This is a genomic window from Mesorhizobium sp. WSM4312 (assembly GCF_002294875.1).
In the GTDB taxonomy this organism is placed as follows: domain Bacteria; phylum Pseudomonadota; class Alphaproteobacteria; order Rhizobiales; family Rhizobiaceae; genus Mesorhizobium.
The window spans coordinates 38,644-53,115 of record NZ_NSFU01000021.1; the positions used below are offsets into that span (position 1 = coordinate 38,644).

A 14,472-nucleotide genomic window follows, 5' to 3' on the forward strand; every position below is an offset into this window, starting at 1 on the left:
CGGCGGTTCGCACGTTTTTGGCTAGCGCGGGCTTGATCCCGTCATCCGATAGCCCAAGACAGTGACTCTCTCCTGAGAGCCCTCGCTCCGCCAAAAACAAAGATCGCACTCCAGCTTCAATATTCGCAACAGCACGGCTACGCTACTCGATATCAGCGGCGGCTCCGCATCATCAGCGTGTCGCGGCTTCCCGCCCAATGGCGGGCCAGCCGAAATCGCTCACAGGAAATGGTCCGTTCCGCGCCCGGCTTCGCGGCGGCGCGCCTAACTGCAGATACTTGTTCTTGTTCGCAACAGTCATCGGCTGACCTGAGAGGAACTATGAGAAGAGCAGCGGGTTTTGGTTTGATGCCGACACGTTCGGCGTCCATCGTCCAAGGAGGACATAATGAGACCAGCAACCGCAACTATGGCCGCTACCGTGATGATGACACTGTTGGCCTCGCCTGCGCTGGCGCAGATGGGCGGGACACCCACACCAGCAGCACCGGCACAGCAGCAGGGAGCCGAACAATCTCCGGGAAACGCCCAGACCCAGGGCTCCATGCGCGAAATGATGCGTCAGATGATGCGTGAAATGATGCAGGAAAGAATGCAAGAGGACGGCGGCGGCCGATGGCACCGCGACTTCCGAGAAGGTCCGCCTGAAGGACGCAGCATGAGGGAGGGCCGCCATGGTATGGGAGCCCGGATGATGCATGGCGCAGCGATGCGCATGATGTTTGCGATAATGGACGCCAACGGCGATGGCGCGCTGTCGCAGAACGAGGTTCAAGATTTGGTTGGGCGGATATTTAACGCCGTCGACAATAACGGCGATGGCAATATCGACATGGAAGAAATTCAAACTTTCTTCCATGGAGGGTCTGATCAGCCACCCGAATAATCCATTGCCGGTGTCCCGGACCGGCGGCACGGAGGACAGAGATCCTCGAAAGCGACTGTGATCGGCGAGCTGTCGCCGCGGTTAACCGCGCGTGCTCTAACAGCGGATACTCGGTCTGGAGCAGCGTCGGGAGGCGCCGGTTGGATCCCGTTCGAGGGAGTTCCGCCCAACTCTCGAGACGTTCGCTGCACGACATCGCCTGACGCGGTGGATCTGTAATTGCTCAAGCGTCTGATACGCTTTCTGCCGGATCAAGCCGGAAATGGGTGGGACCAACTATCGTCGAACAGGAGGCCCACAATGAACGATCGTCTCTCCAGTCCGTCCGGACTTTTGCCTGGGTTATCGCAACTTGGCTCAGCAATTTGCCCTTGGCCGCGATGGTGAACGCATCGCGCGCCTTGCATCGGCCCTGGGGAGATCAATAGGGCTCGGGCGCAAGGCGGCTGCGCCTACACCCGCTGCGGCAGAAAAACCCAAACGGGCTGCTCGTGCGGTGGCCGCGACGACGACTGCTCATTCAAGTCACCCCGAAGAACGCCCACAAGGCACCTGCCAAAGCCTGGCGGGCTGCATCTAGTCGAGGTGCCTGCCTATTGCGGGTCTGAACGCGGCGAATCCTCGCCTTTCGGCAAGGTTTTGCCGCGGTGCGCCTCTTTCTTTCCGCGCTTGGGCAGCACTGAATGTTCAAGCCGTCATGTCAACCTCTCAATCAGCGCGTGGCTGCGTATTGTTTCGAGATTTTTTTACCTTCCGGTCCCAAGCTCGATCCGGAAATTGTCCTCCGCCGCCTCGGCCACTAGACGGGCGCCTTGTGCCAGCGGCGAGAGCCATTCGGAACTGCCGGCGGTGACAAGGCTAGCTGGTTAGTCCGGGCATTTGCTGGAGCGCGTGTTCTCCCTTCTGCTTGGAATTATGGGAATCGAAGATGGAATTCGTCCAAGAATCAGTGACTTACGAATTAAGTGGGGATGCTTGGCAATGCCGCTGCCTGAAACTATCGCGTATCTGAAATGCGGGATAGTTTCATGGAGTTATAGTCGAAGTGTTTTCATGCACAATGATCCCGCTCGATACCCCCACGGGCATTTTGGATTACACTCGAGCATGTTCGATCTGGGTCTCCCTTAAATGAGGGACTTACGAGTTGCACTCTTGCCTACCGACGATCAAGAATCCAAAACCGTCGGAAGCTGGTTCTACGCTTGTCTCGAGGGCGACTCGCCACATGGAGTCGAGTGCAGTGCGCGACGAATTTTTCGATATCCCAGTGACGATCGCACCTTCCGAAACAGGCCCGTCACCTCGTCGTTACACGTACGGCCAAGGCCGCGTCGCTGCTGGCCGAAAATTAGCCCCGAAAGAATGGCCCGCGTTACAAGTCCGCAGTCAAGGCTATTATGGATGTGATGCATCAGCGCAAGACGGTTAGCGTCGCCCGCCTTTACGGCAGCGGCGAAGGAAGCCCATGTTCGTGCGTGAAGGTCGGTTCGACTGGCGGTGCCGCGCCATTGCGCCAAAAATGCATTCGCCGGAATAGAATCCCTGCTTATCGGTACAAGCAGGCAACTTTACCTCCCCGACGACGTTGCGAAGGAATGATCGTTGCATACGATCGACGTAGTGTGAGGAGATAAAAATGAACTTCAAAATTCTCGCCATGGGCGCGATGGCGCTCTCGATGGTAACTGGAGCTGCGCTGGCCGCGTCCAGCGGAGGTACCTCCGCGCTCGACGATCCGGCAAAGATGTCGCCGTTCTTCACCGATGCGGGGATGAAAACATTGAGGTCTGAGGCAGACTTCAAGACCGCCTGGAAGGCCATGAAACCCGATGAACAGAAGGCGGTTCTGAAGGATTGCGGCGATACGACGATCAATAAGTCGCATGCCGACTTCTGCGCGATGGCCAAGATGATGGGCGGCTGAACTGCGAGTAAGGAAGGACGGCGAGAAAACGCCCCTTCCAGTCCCGACCCGCGCGCATTCTTTACGAGCTGTTTGAAGGAGTAAGGCAGAGCGCCTATGCTTGCCTCGGATGAAGGCAGCAATGGGTATACGGTAGTCTGGTACGGAAGACTGGGCATCATTGACAAAGTGACCTTCGACGCTGAGAGGGCAGCCAAAGATCACGCGATGGCCATGTGCCAGACCCGGAAAGGCGACGTTGGAGTCGTGTCGGTCGAGGTTCGCAAGGATAACGTGTTCAGCCATGCGGACATTTAGGAATTGTGCCAGAAAGCATATATAGGCTCGAAAGGAGGCGGCTTAGACTCCTCTCCCAGATCGGTGCTTCCTACATATGGCTGTCGGGCATGAACCGGTTGAGCGAATGTCTGCCTCGACGTCAAACTGCCACATGCAACACCAAGTTACCCCATCATCGCGCCCGAAAGGATAGGCGGTGGTGATCGCCGTCTGGCAGGGACTCGCCAAGCATCAAGCAACGCCCTAACTGCTTGACGTGTGCGATGTCGCGACCTTCATAGTGAGACGAAAACGGCAAGGTCCACCCTTGCGTTGAAGTGGTCGAAGCATGGGGCGAATGGCATGTCCGCGTGGTCGAGGCCGACAAGGAAACGACCCTTACCTACGATATGGAATCCTTTGCCCTCGCGTATGCGGAAGGCCAGATTGAGCCACGAGGAACCTGCGCTGACCAATGACGTTTAGGGCTCATCCGCGAGGAGCCCATGACGACGAAGTACCACATCGATGAAATGCAGGGTGACGAAGTTGTAGCCCTGCATATTGCCCACGGCGCGACAGCTTTGGAGGCTGTAAGCAAAGTTACGACCGGACCGTTCGTCGTCAGAACTGTGCAGGCTCATTGGTTCCGGGTCGCGGATGAGGGGCGGCGAGAAGTTTTCAAGTTCGCGGTCGAAAGAGACTAATTAAGCTTGCGCTAATACTTGACAATGCAGCCCGGGCAATCCGTGGGGGCGTCCGTCCACGCTCGCCGGGGAACTCTATCAGATCAGGGCTAGCCCTCCCAGAAATCCTTCAGCGTGGCGTGCGTAGCTTTTCCTCGCCCTTGAGGAACCGAACGCTTCCGACCAGCCCAGGCTTGAGCCACTCAGCCTTGGCCTTTTTCAGACCTATCGGTGTCGGGCCGCCAATCTTGCCTTGCACCCGATCCCAAAGCCGTTGCCGCTTATCTGCTTTGAATGCCACGAACGCGCCGCCGGCATATCGGCCGTTGTCGGCCATCAGCACCATCGCAGGCTTACCGGCCTCCCGTTGCACGCCGATGATGTCCATTTCCTTTTCGGTATAGCACTTGATCTTGCGCCAGTTCATCGTCGGACCACTGCGATAGCTGCTGCCCTTGCGCTTTGACACCATGCCTTCCAAGCCTGCTTGGTCGACAAGATGATAGACGGCATCGCCCGTTCCCGGCATTGCTTCGCTGAACTGGATGCGGCCACCGGTCGGGATCAGCGCCTGGAGGATTTCGCGGCGGTCTTCCACCGGCATGTCGCGCAAATCGTACCCGTTGAGGTACAGGAGATCGAAGGCGACCAGGTATAGGTCGCGCAGGCGTCGAAGCCGAACTCTTTGCCGTTGTCGAAATAGAGCGACTGCGGCATGCCCCACGCTTCGATCATGGCTGCGAAGCCTTCGATCACGTCGCGGTTTTGCACGCCGCCGCGCTTTTCGAAAAAGATCAGCCCCATCCAGAGGCGCCGCCCAGTCTAAGAAGCCGCTCAGTCTAGCAGTGGCGACTGTGCCGTCAGGACGACTGAGGTGAATGTCCCCAGGGTGAACATCGCCTACCACCAACTCTTGTTCGAATATTACAATGTCCCCCAGTTCATGTACGATCGGCTGTTGGAAGCCTCCTCTATCGGACAATTCTTCAATGCTGAAATCAGAAACGCCTATCCCTGCAACCCGATCTGATCGGCCAGTTCTGGTCGGCGCCGGTGCAGTGAAGTGAATTTCCGATGTCCGCAATCGGGCCATTTGTAATGTAGGTCGAACGACTGGCTCGAAGGTGCATTGCCGCCGCCAGCTAACAACCGCTACGGATGAGGAAGGACAAGCAGTGCGCTGGAAGGCGTCAGGCCTCTGTTCACTTGCTATGCGCCCAAATGTGCATATATTGTGCGTATGGTCGGAGATTTGTCATGACTCACGCACAGCTGGCATCGTCGAAAGTGGTCTCAGGCTTCGTCGACAGCCTGCAGGAGCCGCGCACACCTTATATCTCGCCGAAGCGCCTGTCGCAGGCGCTCGGCGTGAAGGTGGCCAACCTCGCCCAGTTGACTGGTGTCCACCGCAACACGCTGCGCAATCCCGCATCGGAGCGCCTGCAGGGCCGGATGCGCGAGATGGTGAAAGTGATCTCGGCCGCGACGGAACTCACCGGCGACGTCGACAAAGCGATTTACTGGTATCGCAACGAACCGATTGCCGATTATGGCCATCGCACGGCGGCCGAGCTCGTCGCGGACGGCCAAGTTGAAGCAGTCCTAGCCTTCATCCGGGATCTCGAGAACGGGGCGCGCGGGTGAAGGTCACCCGCGTCGGGCCGGACGAGATCTTCCATCGCTATCTGACACCCAAATGGGCTTTCCTGCCCACCAGCGGTGCAGGCGCGGCGAATGACGGCGGTCGTTTCAACCGGCCAGGCGTCGAAGCCCTTTACCTGTCCCGCGCACCTCAGACGGCGTTGGAGGAATACAAGCAGGGCGCCAGCATCACTCCGCCGGCCACCCTTGCCGCCTACAAGATAACGCTCTCCGATGTCGCCAACCTTTCGCAAGGATTTGATCCGGACATCTGGGATAGTGCGTGGAAGGAATGGGATTGTGCATGGCGCCAGATCGCGCGCATCGACAAGAAAATCCCGCCATCGTGGAAGCTCGCGGACGTGGTCATCACGGCCGGGCTGCGCGGTATCTTGTTCCCGTCGCTGTGTCACGCCGGCGGTACCAATCTGGTGATCTTTCCGGCCAATCTTGTCGACGGCGATCGTGTCGCGGTTCACGATCCTGATCACCGGCTACCGCACGACCAGTCGTCCTGGCCCTGAGTGATCGCCTGTCTTTGTGGTCGCAGCGCGGCAAGCCCCGCTGATGACACCTCCTAGTCCTCAACGACATCGTCCTCGCCGCTAGGCAAGTCGGCTGGAATACCGCCGACCAAGAGTTTCTCCTTCGACAGCAGCCCTGCGTCCTCGAGCGCCTCGAAATCCGGCAGCTGGCGCAGCGTGTCGAGCCCGAACTGCGACAGAAAAGTCTTCGTCGTCACATAGGTGTAGGGCGCCCCCGGCTGCGGGCTGCGCGGCCCCGAGGCGATCAGCTCCTGTCGCCGTAGCACGCCGATCAGATCGCGCGAGACCTCCTTGCCGAAGAAGGAAGACAGCTCGCCACGCGTGATCGGCTGGAAATAGGCAATGCACATTAGCACGAGCGCCTCCGACTGCGACAGTTCTTTTGTCCCCTTCCCGGCCGTGCCAAAGGCGGCGTGGATGATGTCGCCAAAGACCTTTTTCGTCCGGTGCTGCCAGCCGCCGGCGACCGACACCAGCTCGTAGGGGCGGCCTTCGAGCTCGGCGCGGATGTCGTCGATGATCAGCTCGAGTTTGCAGTTCTTCCCCACCACGCGCGCTAGGACACTTCGCGTCACCGGTTCGCTGGCGGAAAAAATCACCGCCTCCACCCGGCCCATCCATTCACGCCAGCGCAGTTCTGGCGGCAGGTGATCGAGCTCGGTGTCAAGCAGCGCCGGCTGATCGTTCGGCTTGTGGCGGGCAGAGGCTTCGCTCATCGCTAGAGTCCAAACAGCCGGAAGGTGGGACGGCCGGAAAGCTCGCGCACGGCCTCCAGTTGCTGCAGCCGTTCGAACAGCCGCCGCGATGCAAAGCGCGACAGATCCTTCGTCGTCAGCGATCCGGAGACGGCGTCTTCGTTGAGCAGCAGGAAGATCACCTCGCCGGCACCCTTGGCACGCAGTTTCGGCGTCACCGCCAGGAGTTTTGCGGCGCGGCGCGACAACTCGTCAGCCAGCCGGCAGGCCTGCGCCGCCGCTTGAACGAGCGCCACGCAGACCGCGGGCTCAAAATCTTTCTCCGCGGGTCGGATGCGCTTGGCGCCGACGGCCTCTGCGCGGAAAGACGGGCCAAAGGCCTGCGCCATCAGGAGCGGCAGCGGCCGCGGCCAGCGCAGGCATTGCGCCAGCACCAGGTCGGCGAGCCACCAAGCCAAAAGCTCGGCATCGGGGCGCATGGTGACGACGCGGACGGCGATCGCCGCGGCGGCGAACGGCGCCGGCCGCCGCGAGCGCGCCAGGTCGTCGATGTGTTCACAAAGCGCGGCCAGCGCCTCGACATCCCAATGGAGGCCAAGCTGGTCGACTATCTTCCCGAGCCGGTCAGGCGTAGCGACCGGCGGCTGCCCGGCCAACTGCCGCCAGGCGCCAAAGATGGTGCCGGCGGGTCCAGGGTCAGCCCCGGCCTGGCGCAGATACCAGGCGTCGCGCAAGGCGGCCGCGTCCTCGGCGCGGCCGGCGAGCCGCATGCCGGAGGCGGCGCAATCGAGCGCCAGCCGCTGCCGCCACGCGCCGGCCCAGGCAGGCTGCGCGCGGGCCAGCGTATCGAGGACACCCAGCGCGGCGCCAGCCCGGAAGGCGGCCTCGCCGTCGCGCGGCGCGCCGGCGCTTGCAATCGCCCAGGCCGGAACGGAGGGCGGCGCAGAGGAGCTGGCGGTCGCGGGATCAAGGCGAATCATGATTGTGGAGGGTAAAGCGCTCGTGCGCTTTGTGCCATGAATTTTGCACCAAAACGCACAGCGTGTCGCGGAGACAAAACGAACGATAATCTTGCATTATCACTCGTTTTGTTCTTTATAAGAGAAATGGCCATTTTCGTCGAGCAAAGCCCCGAAAACCGTGCTGGGCACCGCTCTGCTGACCAGAGAGAAGGGCCGCAGGGGTCGTGCATTCCCGCATCGGATAGAGTATATAGGCTGAAGGTAGACAATTAGGAACCAAGGTACCCTCAAATGGCCCTCAGCATCAAGGATCGGGAAACGGAACTTCTTGCCCGCAAGCTCGCCCAACGCACGGGTGAGACCATCACCATTGCCACCAAGCGAGCGCTCGAGGAGCGACTGCGCAGGACGGGCTCTGATGCGCGCAAGGCAGCGCTGCTGGAAGATCTGGAGGCAATTCGCAAGCGCTTGAACGCGCTGCCGATTCTCGACGAGCGAACGCCCGATGAGATCATGGGCTATGACGAGAACGGAATTCCGTCCTGATGGTCATTGATGCTTCCGTGATTGCCGCAATCGCGTTCAATGAGCAGGAAGCCAGCGGTCTCCATGAGAAAATCGCCGACGATCCTGTTCGCCTGATTTCGGCTGCGACGGTGCTTGAGGCAGCCATGGTCATCGAGGCGCGCCTCGGAGAAGCAGGCGGAGCGGATTTTGACCTTTGGCTTCACAAAGCCGAGGTCGGCATCGTGGCCGTGACCGCGGAGCACGCGGACCAGGCTCGCCGTGCCTGGCGCCGCTTTGGCAAGGGACGGCATCCAGCGGCGCTCAATTACGGCGACTGCTTCTCTTATGCCCTGGCCAAACTCACCGGCGAACCGCTGCTTTTCAAGGGCGATGATTTCTCCCGAACGGACATCAAGGCGGCATGAGGATGGCTGATAACGGTCACGGATCACCGGCTTTCGGCGACGACGACATGCCCGACATCGTCGACGTCGTCATGGAGATGGGCCGCGCGCCGGAGGATCCCGCAGCCGACACCCCCTCCCCTTCCCTTCCGGCCGTCCGACCGGAGCCGCGCGTTTCGGCGCATCTGGAGCGCCTGGCCGACCGCGCCCGGAACTATGTCGAGGCAGCAAGCTCGGCCAACACCCGGCGCGCCTATGCGACCGACTGGAAGCATTTTGCGAGCTGGTGCCGCCGCCAAAGCATTGAGGTGTTTCCGCCTGATCCGCAGGTCATCGGGCTTTATATCACCGCCTGCGCGTCGGGTGCCGTCACGGGCGACCAGAAGCCGAACTCCGTGTCCACGATTGAACGGCGCCTCGCCTCCCTAACGTGGAACTATGCGCAGCGCGGCCAGCCGTTGGACAGAAAAGACCGCCATATCACCACCGTCATGGCCGGTATCCGCAACACACACGCTTCCCCACCCCGGCAGAAGGAAGCGGTTTTGCCGGAGGATCTGATCGCCATGCTGGAGACACTGGATCGCGGGACCCTGCGCGGACTGCGCGATAGGGCGATGCTGCTACTCGGGTTTGCCGGCGGACTGCGCCGCTCCGAAATCGTCGGCCTCGACGTGGCCAGGGACCAAACTGAGGATTCGTCCGGTTGGATCGAGATTTTGGACAACGGCATTCTGGTGACCTTGCGTGGCAAGACTGGTTGGCGCGAAGTTGAGATCGGCTTTGGGTCGGCCGACAGCACCTGCCCCGCGGTTGCTTTGAAGACCTGGCTGAAAATGGGGCGTATCGCGCACGGGCCTGTTTTTCGGCGCGTCACCGGCCAAGGCAAGGCCGTCGGCGCCGAACGGCTGAACGCCCAGGAAGTGGCGCGGTTGGTCAAGCGCGCGGCAATGGCCGCAGGCGTGCGGGGCGATCTGTCCGAAAGCGAGCGAGAAATGAAGTTTTCAGGCCATTCGCTGCGCGCCGGTCTGGCCTCCTCGGCCGAGGTCGACGAGAGATACGTGCAAAAGCAGCTTGGCCATGCATCCGCCGAGATGACCCGCCGCTATCAGCGCCGGCGTGACCGTTTTCGTGTCAACCTCACCAAGGCAAGCGGATTGTAGGCCGGTATAAGCCCCCTCCCCTGCCCTTCCATGAGCCTACTATGACCAAGACAACTGGTCCTTCGGCAACCGGCCGCTCGGATCGAAGACAGTTACTTTATGCGGGAGGTCCGGACCCCACTCCCACAGGACCAGGTTACGATCCTCGTCCTGGGCACTTGGCGCGAAGCTCGGGACCACAATTCCGGCAATATCGCGAGACCGCAGCCGGTCGTAGATGGACCAGGACGCCGGGCGCTCTGCGTCGCCTAGAGCCGTCGCCCAGGCGCAGGCCATGTCCTCGAGCGCGATGGCGAATTCTCCCCTGGCCTGTTCGGTTGTCAGATCCACGATGTCGTCGCAGTCGACCTCATAGGAGCAAAGGACACAGGGATCGATCCGGTGCGCAAAGCCCTGGTTGGCTTCCTTGACCGCAGTCATGATTGTCAGCCCGAGATAAAGCGCCGGCACGCCTTTAGGGTTGAACCGGACGCCTCTGATCGCCGCTCCATCACCGGAAGTCGGCTTGAATGCCCAGCGTGGATCGTGCGCCCTGTAACAGGTTCTGACGAACCTCACGCAAAACCGCCAACGGCCATGTGATCGAGATAATCACGGACCGCGGCGGCCTTGCCATCCTTCACCAACGCTTCGGCGGTGCGTCCGCCAAATGCCGCAAGCGGCTGAGCCCGATACCAGGCCATTGCCTGTTCCTTGCCGCCCGCCCAATCCGTCACGCGGCTGATGATCTCGAGCATTTCGCGCAGACGCCCCTGGGTCTTTGTCGCAGCGCTGCGCTCTGAACGATAGACTGTCTCACGCGCAAGACCGGCGGTCTGGGCCAACTGACTCTTGGACATCCCAAAACCATCCGCGACCTGCTCGATCGCAATCTTCCCGTTCCGATCCATATAGGACAAGACGAGCGGCCTATTCTGCTCGGCTGTCTTGAGTGCATGCCCCATAGTGTTCATCCACCATATCAGGAGTCATATTTCTTGTGCAAAAGGTATGGCATTTATGGACAGCTTTCAAGCCCGGGAGCCCGCCGACCGTAGGTGGCTGCACGCCGTCACCTACTCAGGTGCCCTTGAGCAGCGCCGATCAACCCTGAGCCCCGAACCCTGTACCTCACTCATGCCGTCATCCTGGTTGCCGGACCATTGGCCTTGAGCGCGGCCATCAGCATCGGTCCGACCGAGAACTGCCCTGCCCGAGCCTTTTCCGTCAGCACACGCAGATAGCCACCGGCCGAATTGATGTGCTGTGCCCGTTGCAGAATACACGCAATCACAATCGCGGCGACTTCCTGACCCATCACATGGCAAGCCTCCTCATAGGCCGACGGTGAAACACCAAGGTAGCCGCGCACCTGGGCCGCGGTGAGCATCAAATCGCGCCAGCTGGCGATGCCGTTGGCCGCATACTCCACAATCTCCGGGCAGGCCTTCAGCACCAGTCCAATCGGATAGCTTTTCAACCGCTCGTCCGGTGCCGGTCTTGGCTCGACGGCCGCCCTGCTTTTTTCGAAAGCCGGTTCAAATACAAAAATGGAGTCTGTGTTTGAATCAGATTGCTGCCGCTCACTTTGGGACTCATTGCCGCCGGGATTCGTGGAATTTGCGAAGCTTTCCAGCATCCTATCCACTTCATCATGGAGCACGGTCATCTCGCCGACGATCGCTTCCAGCTGTGGCAGCCCTGCCCGGCGCGGAATTGCATCCACGATGGACCGAAACCGCCTCCAGACGCCGCCCCAGTCGCCAGAAACCCCTTCCTCGACCGCCGCCTCGACCAGCTTCTGGATGTCCCTGCGATGCAGCGTGATCCGCTCCCGCATCAATTTCAGCGCCAGACATTCGGCGCGGACCTGCTCGGCGGCGCGCTGAAACTCCGAGGCCCGTGTCAGCAAAGGCGCCAACGAGAACCCGAAGACCTCCAGGACAGCACCGCCCTGCCCCTTGCGAGCGAATCTTTTGCCGTTCGGACTATCGCGGCGTATGATCAGGCCGCAACTCACGAGCTCGGCCAGGTTCCTTCTTAGCGTTGAATCGGCCATGCCGTGCGCCCGCAAAGATAGCTGTGCATTCGACGGGAAGACCATCAAACCGTTTTCCTCGCTGATCTGGTCGTCAGGATAGAACGTCAAAAGCCCGCTCAGCACCGCCAGCGCACGATCACCAACGCCAACGATAGACTTGCCCTCGCATAGCCACCGGTAGACCTGCCATTTCTCAACGGCGGCCCCCTCCGGAATCTGCCGTGACGCGGCGTTGGCCTTCACCAAGGCAAGCGTCATCGGCCGCCGCCCAAAGGGCGTCGTCGCAAACCCACTCTCCATTTCCCTCACCTTTCACGAAGGCAAAAGAAACCTGCTCGCCGAAACGGCGCCACGACTCTTGACAGTGATTCGGGGAAGTGCGATTCTCAGCTTGCTACAGACGAGAAGGGCTTCCGCGACGGCGACGTTCGGGGGCCTTTTTCTTTTGCGGTTTCAGTCTCCCGTTTTCTTTGACATTTCCGATTGCCGGAAAGCTTCGAAAAGCTCGTCAAGCCGTTCGGTGATGAAAGCACCGAATGGCGAGGCTTCCCTCGCTTTCAGGGCAAGCGTGAACACTTTTCCAGTGTCGGTGATCTTGGCCCGCACCGACTTGTCCCGCGGCGCCCAGGCCGTGTCTCGTGTCTTCGTCGCAGCCGGCGAACGTTTCGCCGGCGCGCTCAGGAAGTCGAAAAGAAGCGCAAAACGTGCGTCACTGCTTGGCGCCGCGAAATCGGCGCTCTTCACATACTCACCCGCCCTGCCCGCGTTCCCCGGATGCTCCATGAGCTTGGCCAGTTGCCACCATCTGTCCCGCCCGACGGCCTTGGCCGCGCCAACCGCCACAATGACTGGCTCGGGAATATTGCCGGTCACGGAGCGCATCTTCGAGAAGGTCGTGTCATCGAGTGCCAAAGCGGACTTCACCGTGTCCGACGTGTGGCCGCGCTTGAGAATGCGATCGGCAAACAGGGTCCTTTCGATGAAGGACAGATTGGCCCTGGCGGCATTCTCCTGGCCCTGGGCGATAACATGGTCCTCGTCGCCCATCTTCTTGACGACGGCGCGGACCGGCCTTCCCAGTTGGCGGGCAACCTTGACGCGGCGATGGCCGAATACAGTCTGGAAGCGTCCCGAAACCTCCGGATGCGGTCTGACCAGGACCGGCGAATCTTGGCCTCTGTCGCGAATTGCCGACAGCAACTCCTGATACGCCTGGTCGTCTTCGTCCAGGCGGTCCGAGACGAAAGAGGTGTCAACCATGGCAGGATCGAGATCGACGACCGAACTCTTGGAGAGCTCCTCGAAGGATTGCATGATCGAACGGGAGGCACCACGAACGGCATACCCCGATACATCCTTGTTATCGGCCACCGCAGCGACGGGCCCCATCACACTGCCGAAAATATCCTTACGGGCCATTCAACCGCCTCCGTGCGCGGCTAGCGATCTGATTCCACGAGCAAAATAGCCGGTTTTTACTGCCGTAAAGTTCGTCGTCATGACCGACCCCAGGCGCGATGGACGAGGGTGACGATCTCGGCGTTCACCGCGTCGAGCGATTCCAAAGCGCGGTCATATGTCGAGCGGGTGAAAGCCGATTTCTCCACCTCGTAAAGCGTTTGCTTGGTGAGGCCTGCATCGGAAATCGCCGTCGACTTCAACATCGGATTTTCCAGGATCTGGCCGGCAAGCATGGACTGCATGAAGCCCACCATTTGCGCCTGCGGAATATCGGTCGGTTCGTAGCGCGTGATCAGGTAGCGAAACCAGTCGAGTTCGATCGCGGCGCCGGCGGCCTTGATGGTCTTCAAGATGCCGCCAAGCATCAGCAGGAACTGGCTCATCGACATCAGGTCGAGCATCTGCGGATGGACCGTAATGAGGACCGATGTCGCCGCCGACATTGCCGTCAAAGTCAGATAGCCAAGCTGGGGAGGGCAATCGACAACGACGACATCGTACCGGTCGTCAACCTCCGACAGCGCTTTGGCCATGCGCGTGAAGAACTGGCGGCCGGCATTGGAGGTTTTGTCCTGCATGGCAAGCGGCGTGTCGTACTCGTATTCCTGCAGCTCGAGATTGGCGGGAATGATATCAAGGCCCGGGAAATTTGTCGGTATGATCACATCCGCAATCGATCTACGTTCGTCGTCATACCTGATCGCTTCATAGAGCGAGAGGTTGCGATCGAGTTCGGGCTGGAAGCCGTGCAGTGCCGACAGCGAAGCTTGCGGATCAAGATCGATCGCAAGAACCCGATGACCGGTCAGCGCCAGGTGCTGGGCGAGGTGGGCAGCCGTGGTCGTCTTGCCGCTGCCGCCTTTGAAATTGACCACCGCAACCACCTGGAGTTTATCGCCAAGCTTGCGGTGCGGAACGTACTTCTTGACTTCGGTCCTGCCGTGCTGGTCCAGGAAATGTCTGAGCTCGAGCATCTGGGTAGCCGTGTAGGTGCGACGGCCGGAAGGACTTTGGTCAGGCAACGGCCCCTTGCCTTCGAGATGGAGACGCTTCAGATTGTTCTGCGAGACCCCAAGGTAGTGAGCGACCTCCGCCATGGAGAATGTGCGCAGCGTCTTGGTTGCATTGGGCGGAAATTTCTCCATCCGAAGCTGGTTCAACCGCCGGGAAATCTCGGCGCCCTGTTCGAGGATTTTGTCATCGAACTCGAAACGAGGCAGCCGCATGGAGATATTCATTCTCGTCGAAACCTGAATTGGCGCTTTTTGTAAGCAATACCCACAACAAGCGCCATTAAGCTCCGATTCGGACTTACCG

General features: G+C 60.3%; 17 protein-coding genes. 8 read left to right on the forward strand and 9 right to left on the reverse strand.

Translation table 11 applies throughout. The features are described 5' to 3' along the window. Nucleotides 1-388 precede the first annotated feature (388 nt). The 3 genes from CK228_RS28625 to CK228_RS28645 all read left to right on the forward strand — a co-directional run bounded on the left by CK228_RS28625 (nt 389) and on the right by CK228_RS28645 (nt 3,778). Nucleotides 389-886, forward strand: a complete 498-nt coding sequence (locus CK228_RS28625) for an EF-hand domain-containing protein (protein WP_095789984.1) — start codon at nt 389-391, stop codon at nt 884-886. 1,639 nt (nt 887-2,525) lie between these two features. Continuing rightward, nucleotides 2,526-2,813, forward strand: a complete 288-nt coding sequence (locus CK228_RS28630; protein ID WP_095789985.1) for a hypothetical protein — start codon at nt 2,526-2,528, stop codon at nt 2,811-2,813. Nucleotides 2,814-3,577: 764 nt separating this feature from the next. Then, nucleotides 3,578-3,778, forward strand: coding sequence for a hypothetical protein (locus CK228_RS28645; RefSeq protein WP_095789988.1), 201 nt, complete (start codon nt 3,578-3,580; stop codon nt 3,776-3,778). A gap of 109 nt (nt 3,779-3,887) precedes the next feature. Here CK228_RS28645 and CK228_RS28650 read toward each other — a convergent pair whose 3' ends face one another. Further along, nucleotides 3,888-4,424 (reverse strand): hypothetical protein, encoded by a 537-nt coding sequence (locus CK228_RS28650; RefSeq protein WP_348629240.1) that lies wholly within the window; start codon nt 4,422-4,424, stop codon nt 3,888-3,890. Next, nucleotides 4,322-4,561 carry a hypothetical protein gene (locus tag CK228_RS35485; protein ID WP_179296074.1) on the reverse strand — a complete coding sequence of 80 codons (240 nt, stop codon included), beginning with the start codon at nt 4,559-4,561 and terminating at the stop codon, nt 4,322-4,324. Before CK228_RS35485 ends, CK228_RS28650 begins: the two co-directional genes overlap by 103 nt. A gap of 453 nt (nt 4,562-5,014) precedes the next feature. On the opposite strand from CK228_RS35485, the gene CK228_RS28660 reads away from it, so the two are divergent. Continuing rightward, entirely contained in the window at nt 5,015-5,401 is a 387-nt protein-coding gene (locus tag CK228_RS28660) for a hypothetical protein (protein ID WP_095789990.1), read from the forward strand. Beyond that, nucleotides 5,398-5,922, forward strand: coding sequence for an RES domain-containing protein (locus tag CK228_RS28665; protein WP_095789991.1), 525 nt, complete (start codon nt 5,398-5,400; stop codon nt 5,920-5,922). The genes CK228_RS28660 and CK228_RS28665 overlap by 4 nt, the downstream gene beginning before the upstream one ends. A gap of 53 nt (nt 5,923-5,975) precedes the next feature. Here the strand turns inward: CK228_RS28665 and CK228_RS28670 are convergent, their stop codons facing one another. Together CK228_RS28670 and CK228_RS28675 are read right to left on the reverse strand one after the other, a co-directional pair. Then, complete coding sequence (locus CK228_RS28670) at nt 5,976-6,659, reverse strand: SMC-Scp complex subunit ScpB (protein ID WP_095789992.1); 684 nt, start codon at nt 6,657-6,659, stop codon at nt 5,976-5,978. Between the two features lie 2 nt (nt 6,660-6,661). After that, the gene (locus CK228_RS28675) at nt 6,662-7,618 is read right to left on the reverse strand and encodes a DUF1403 family protein (protein WP_095789993.1); all 957 of its coding nucleotides are present in this window, start codon (nt 7,616-7,618) and stop codon (nt 6,662-6,664) included. 273 nt (nt 7,619-7,891) lie between these two features. Between CK228_RS28675 and CK228_RS28680 the strand changes: the two genes are divergently transcribed. The 3 genes from CK228_RS28680 to CK228_RS28690 are packed head-to-tail and all read left to right on the forward strand — an operon-like array spanning nt 7,892 to nt 9,674. Then, nucleotides 7,892-8,146: a type II toxin-antitoxin system VapB family antitoxin gene (locus tag CK228_RS28680; RefSeq protein WP_095774643.1), complete on the forward strand. Its 255-nt coding sequence runs from the start codon at nt 7,892-7,894 to the stop codon at nt 8,144-8,146. After that, nucleotides 8,146-8,532, forward strand: a complete 387-nt coding sequence (locus CK228_RS28685) for a type II toxin-antitoxin system VapC family toxin (RefSeq protein ID WP_095789994.1) — start codon at nt 8,146-8,148, stop codon at nt 8,530-8,532. The genes CK228_RS28680 and CK228_RS28685 overlap by 1 nt, the downstream gene beginning before the upstream one ends. After that, nucleotides 8,529-9,674 carry a tyrosine-type recombinase/integrase gene (locus CK228_RS28690; RefSeq protein ID WP_095789995.1) on the forward strand — a complete coding sequence of 382 codons (1,146 nt, stop codon included), beginning with the start codon at nt 8,529-8,531 and terminating at the stop codon, nt 9,672-9,674. Before CK228_RS28685 ends, CK228_RS28690 begins: the two co-directional genes overlap by 4 nt. Before the next feature lie 39 nt (nt 9,675-9,713). Here CK228_RS28690 and CK228_RS28695 read toward each other — a convergent pair whose 3' ends face one another. The 5 genes from CK228_RS28695 to repA all read right to left on the reverse strand — a co-directional run bounded on the left by CK228_RS28695 (nt 9,714) and on the right by repA (nt 14,393). Beyond that, nucleotides 9,714-10,232 (reverse strand): RES family NAD+ phosphorylase, encoded by a 519-nt coding sequence (locus tag CK228_RS28695; RefSeq protein WP_095789996.1) that lies wholly within the window; start codon nt 10,230-10,232, stop codon nt 9,714-9,716. After that, nucleotides 10,229-10,618 carry an MbcA/ParS/Xre antitoxin family protein gene (locus tag CK228_RS28700; RefSeq protein WP_095789997.1) on the reverse strand — a complete coding sequence of 130 codons (390 nt, stop codon included), beginning with the start codon at nt 10,616-10,618 and terminating at the stop codon, nt 10,229-10,231. The genes CK228_RS28695 and CK228_RS28700 overlap by 4 nt, the downstream gene beginning before the upstream one ends. Before the next feature lie 170 nt (nt 10,619-10,788). After that, on the reverse strand, nt 10,789-11,994 hold the full coding sequence (gene repC, locus CK228_RS28705) for a plasmid replication protein RepC (RefSeq protein WP_095789998.1): 1,206 nt from the start codon (nt 11,992-11,994) through the stop codon (nt 10,789-10,791). Nucleotides 11,995-12,147: 153 nt separating this feature from the next. Then, a complete protein-coding gene (gene repB, locus CK228_RS28710) occupies nt 12,148-13,113 on the reverse strand; it encodes a plasmid partitioning protein RepB (protein ID WP_095774637.1) in 966 nt (321 codons plus the stop codon). Between the two features lie 77 nt (nt 13,114-13,190). Continuing rightward, nucleotides 13,191-14,393 (reverse strand): plasmid partitioning protein RepA, encoded by a 1,203-nt coding sequence (repA, locus tag CK228_RS28715; protein WP_095774636.1) that lies wholly within the window; start codon nt 14,391-14,393, stop codon nt 13,191-13,193. Nucleotides 14,394-14,472: the final 79 nt, after the last annotated feature.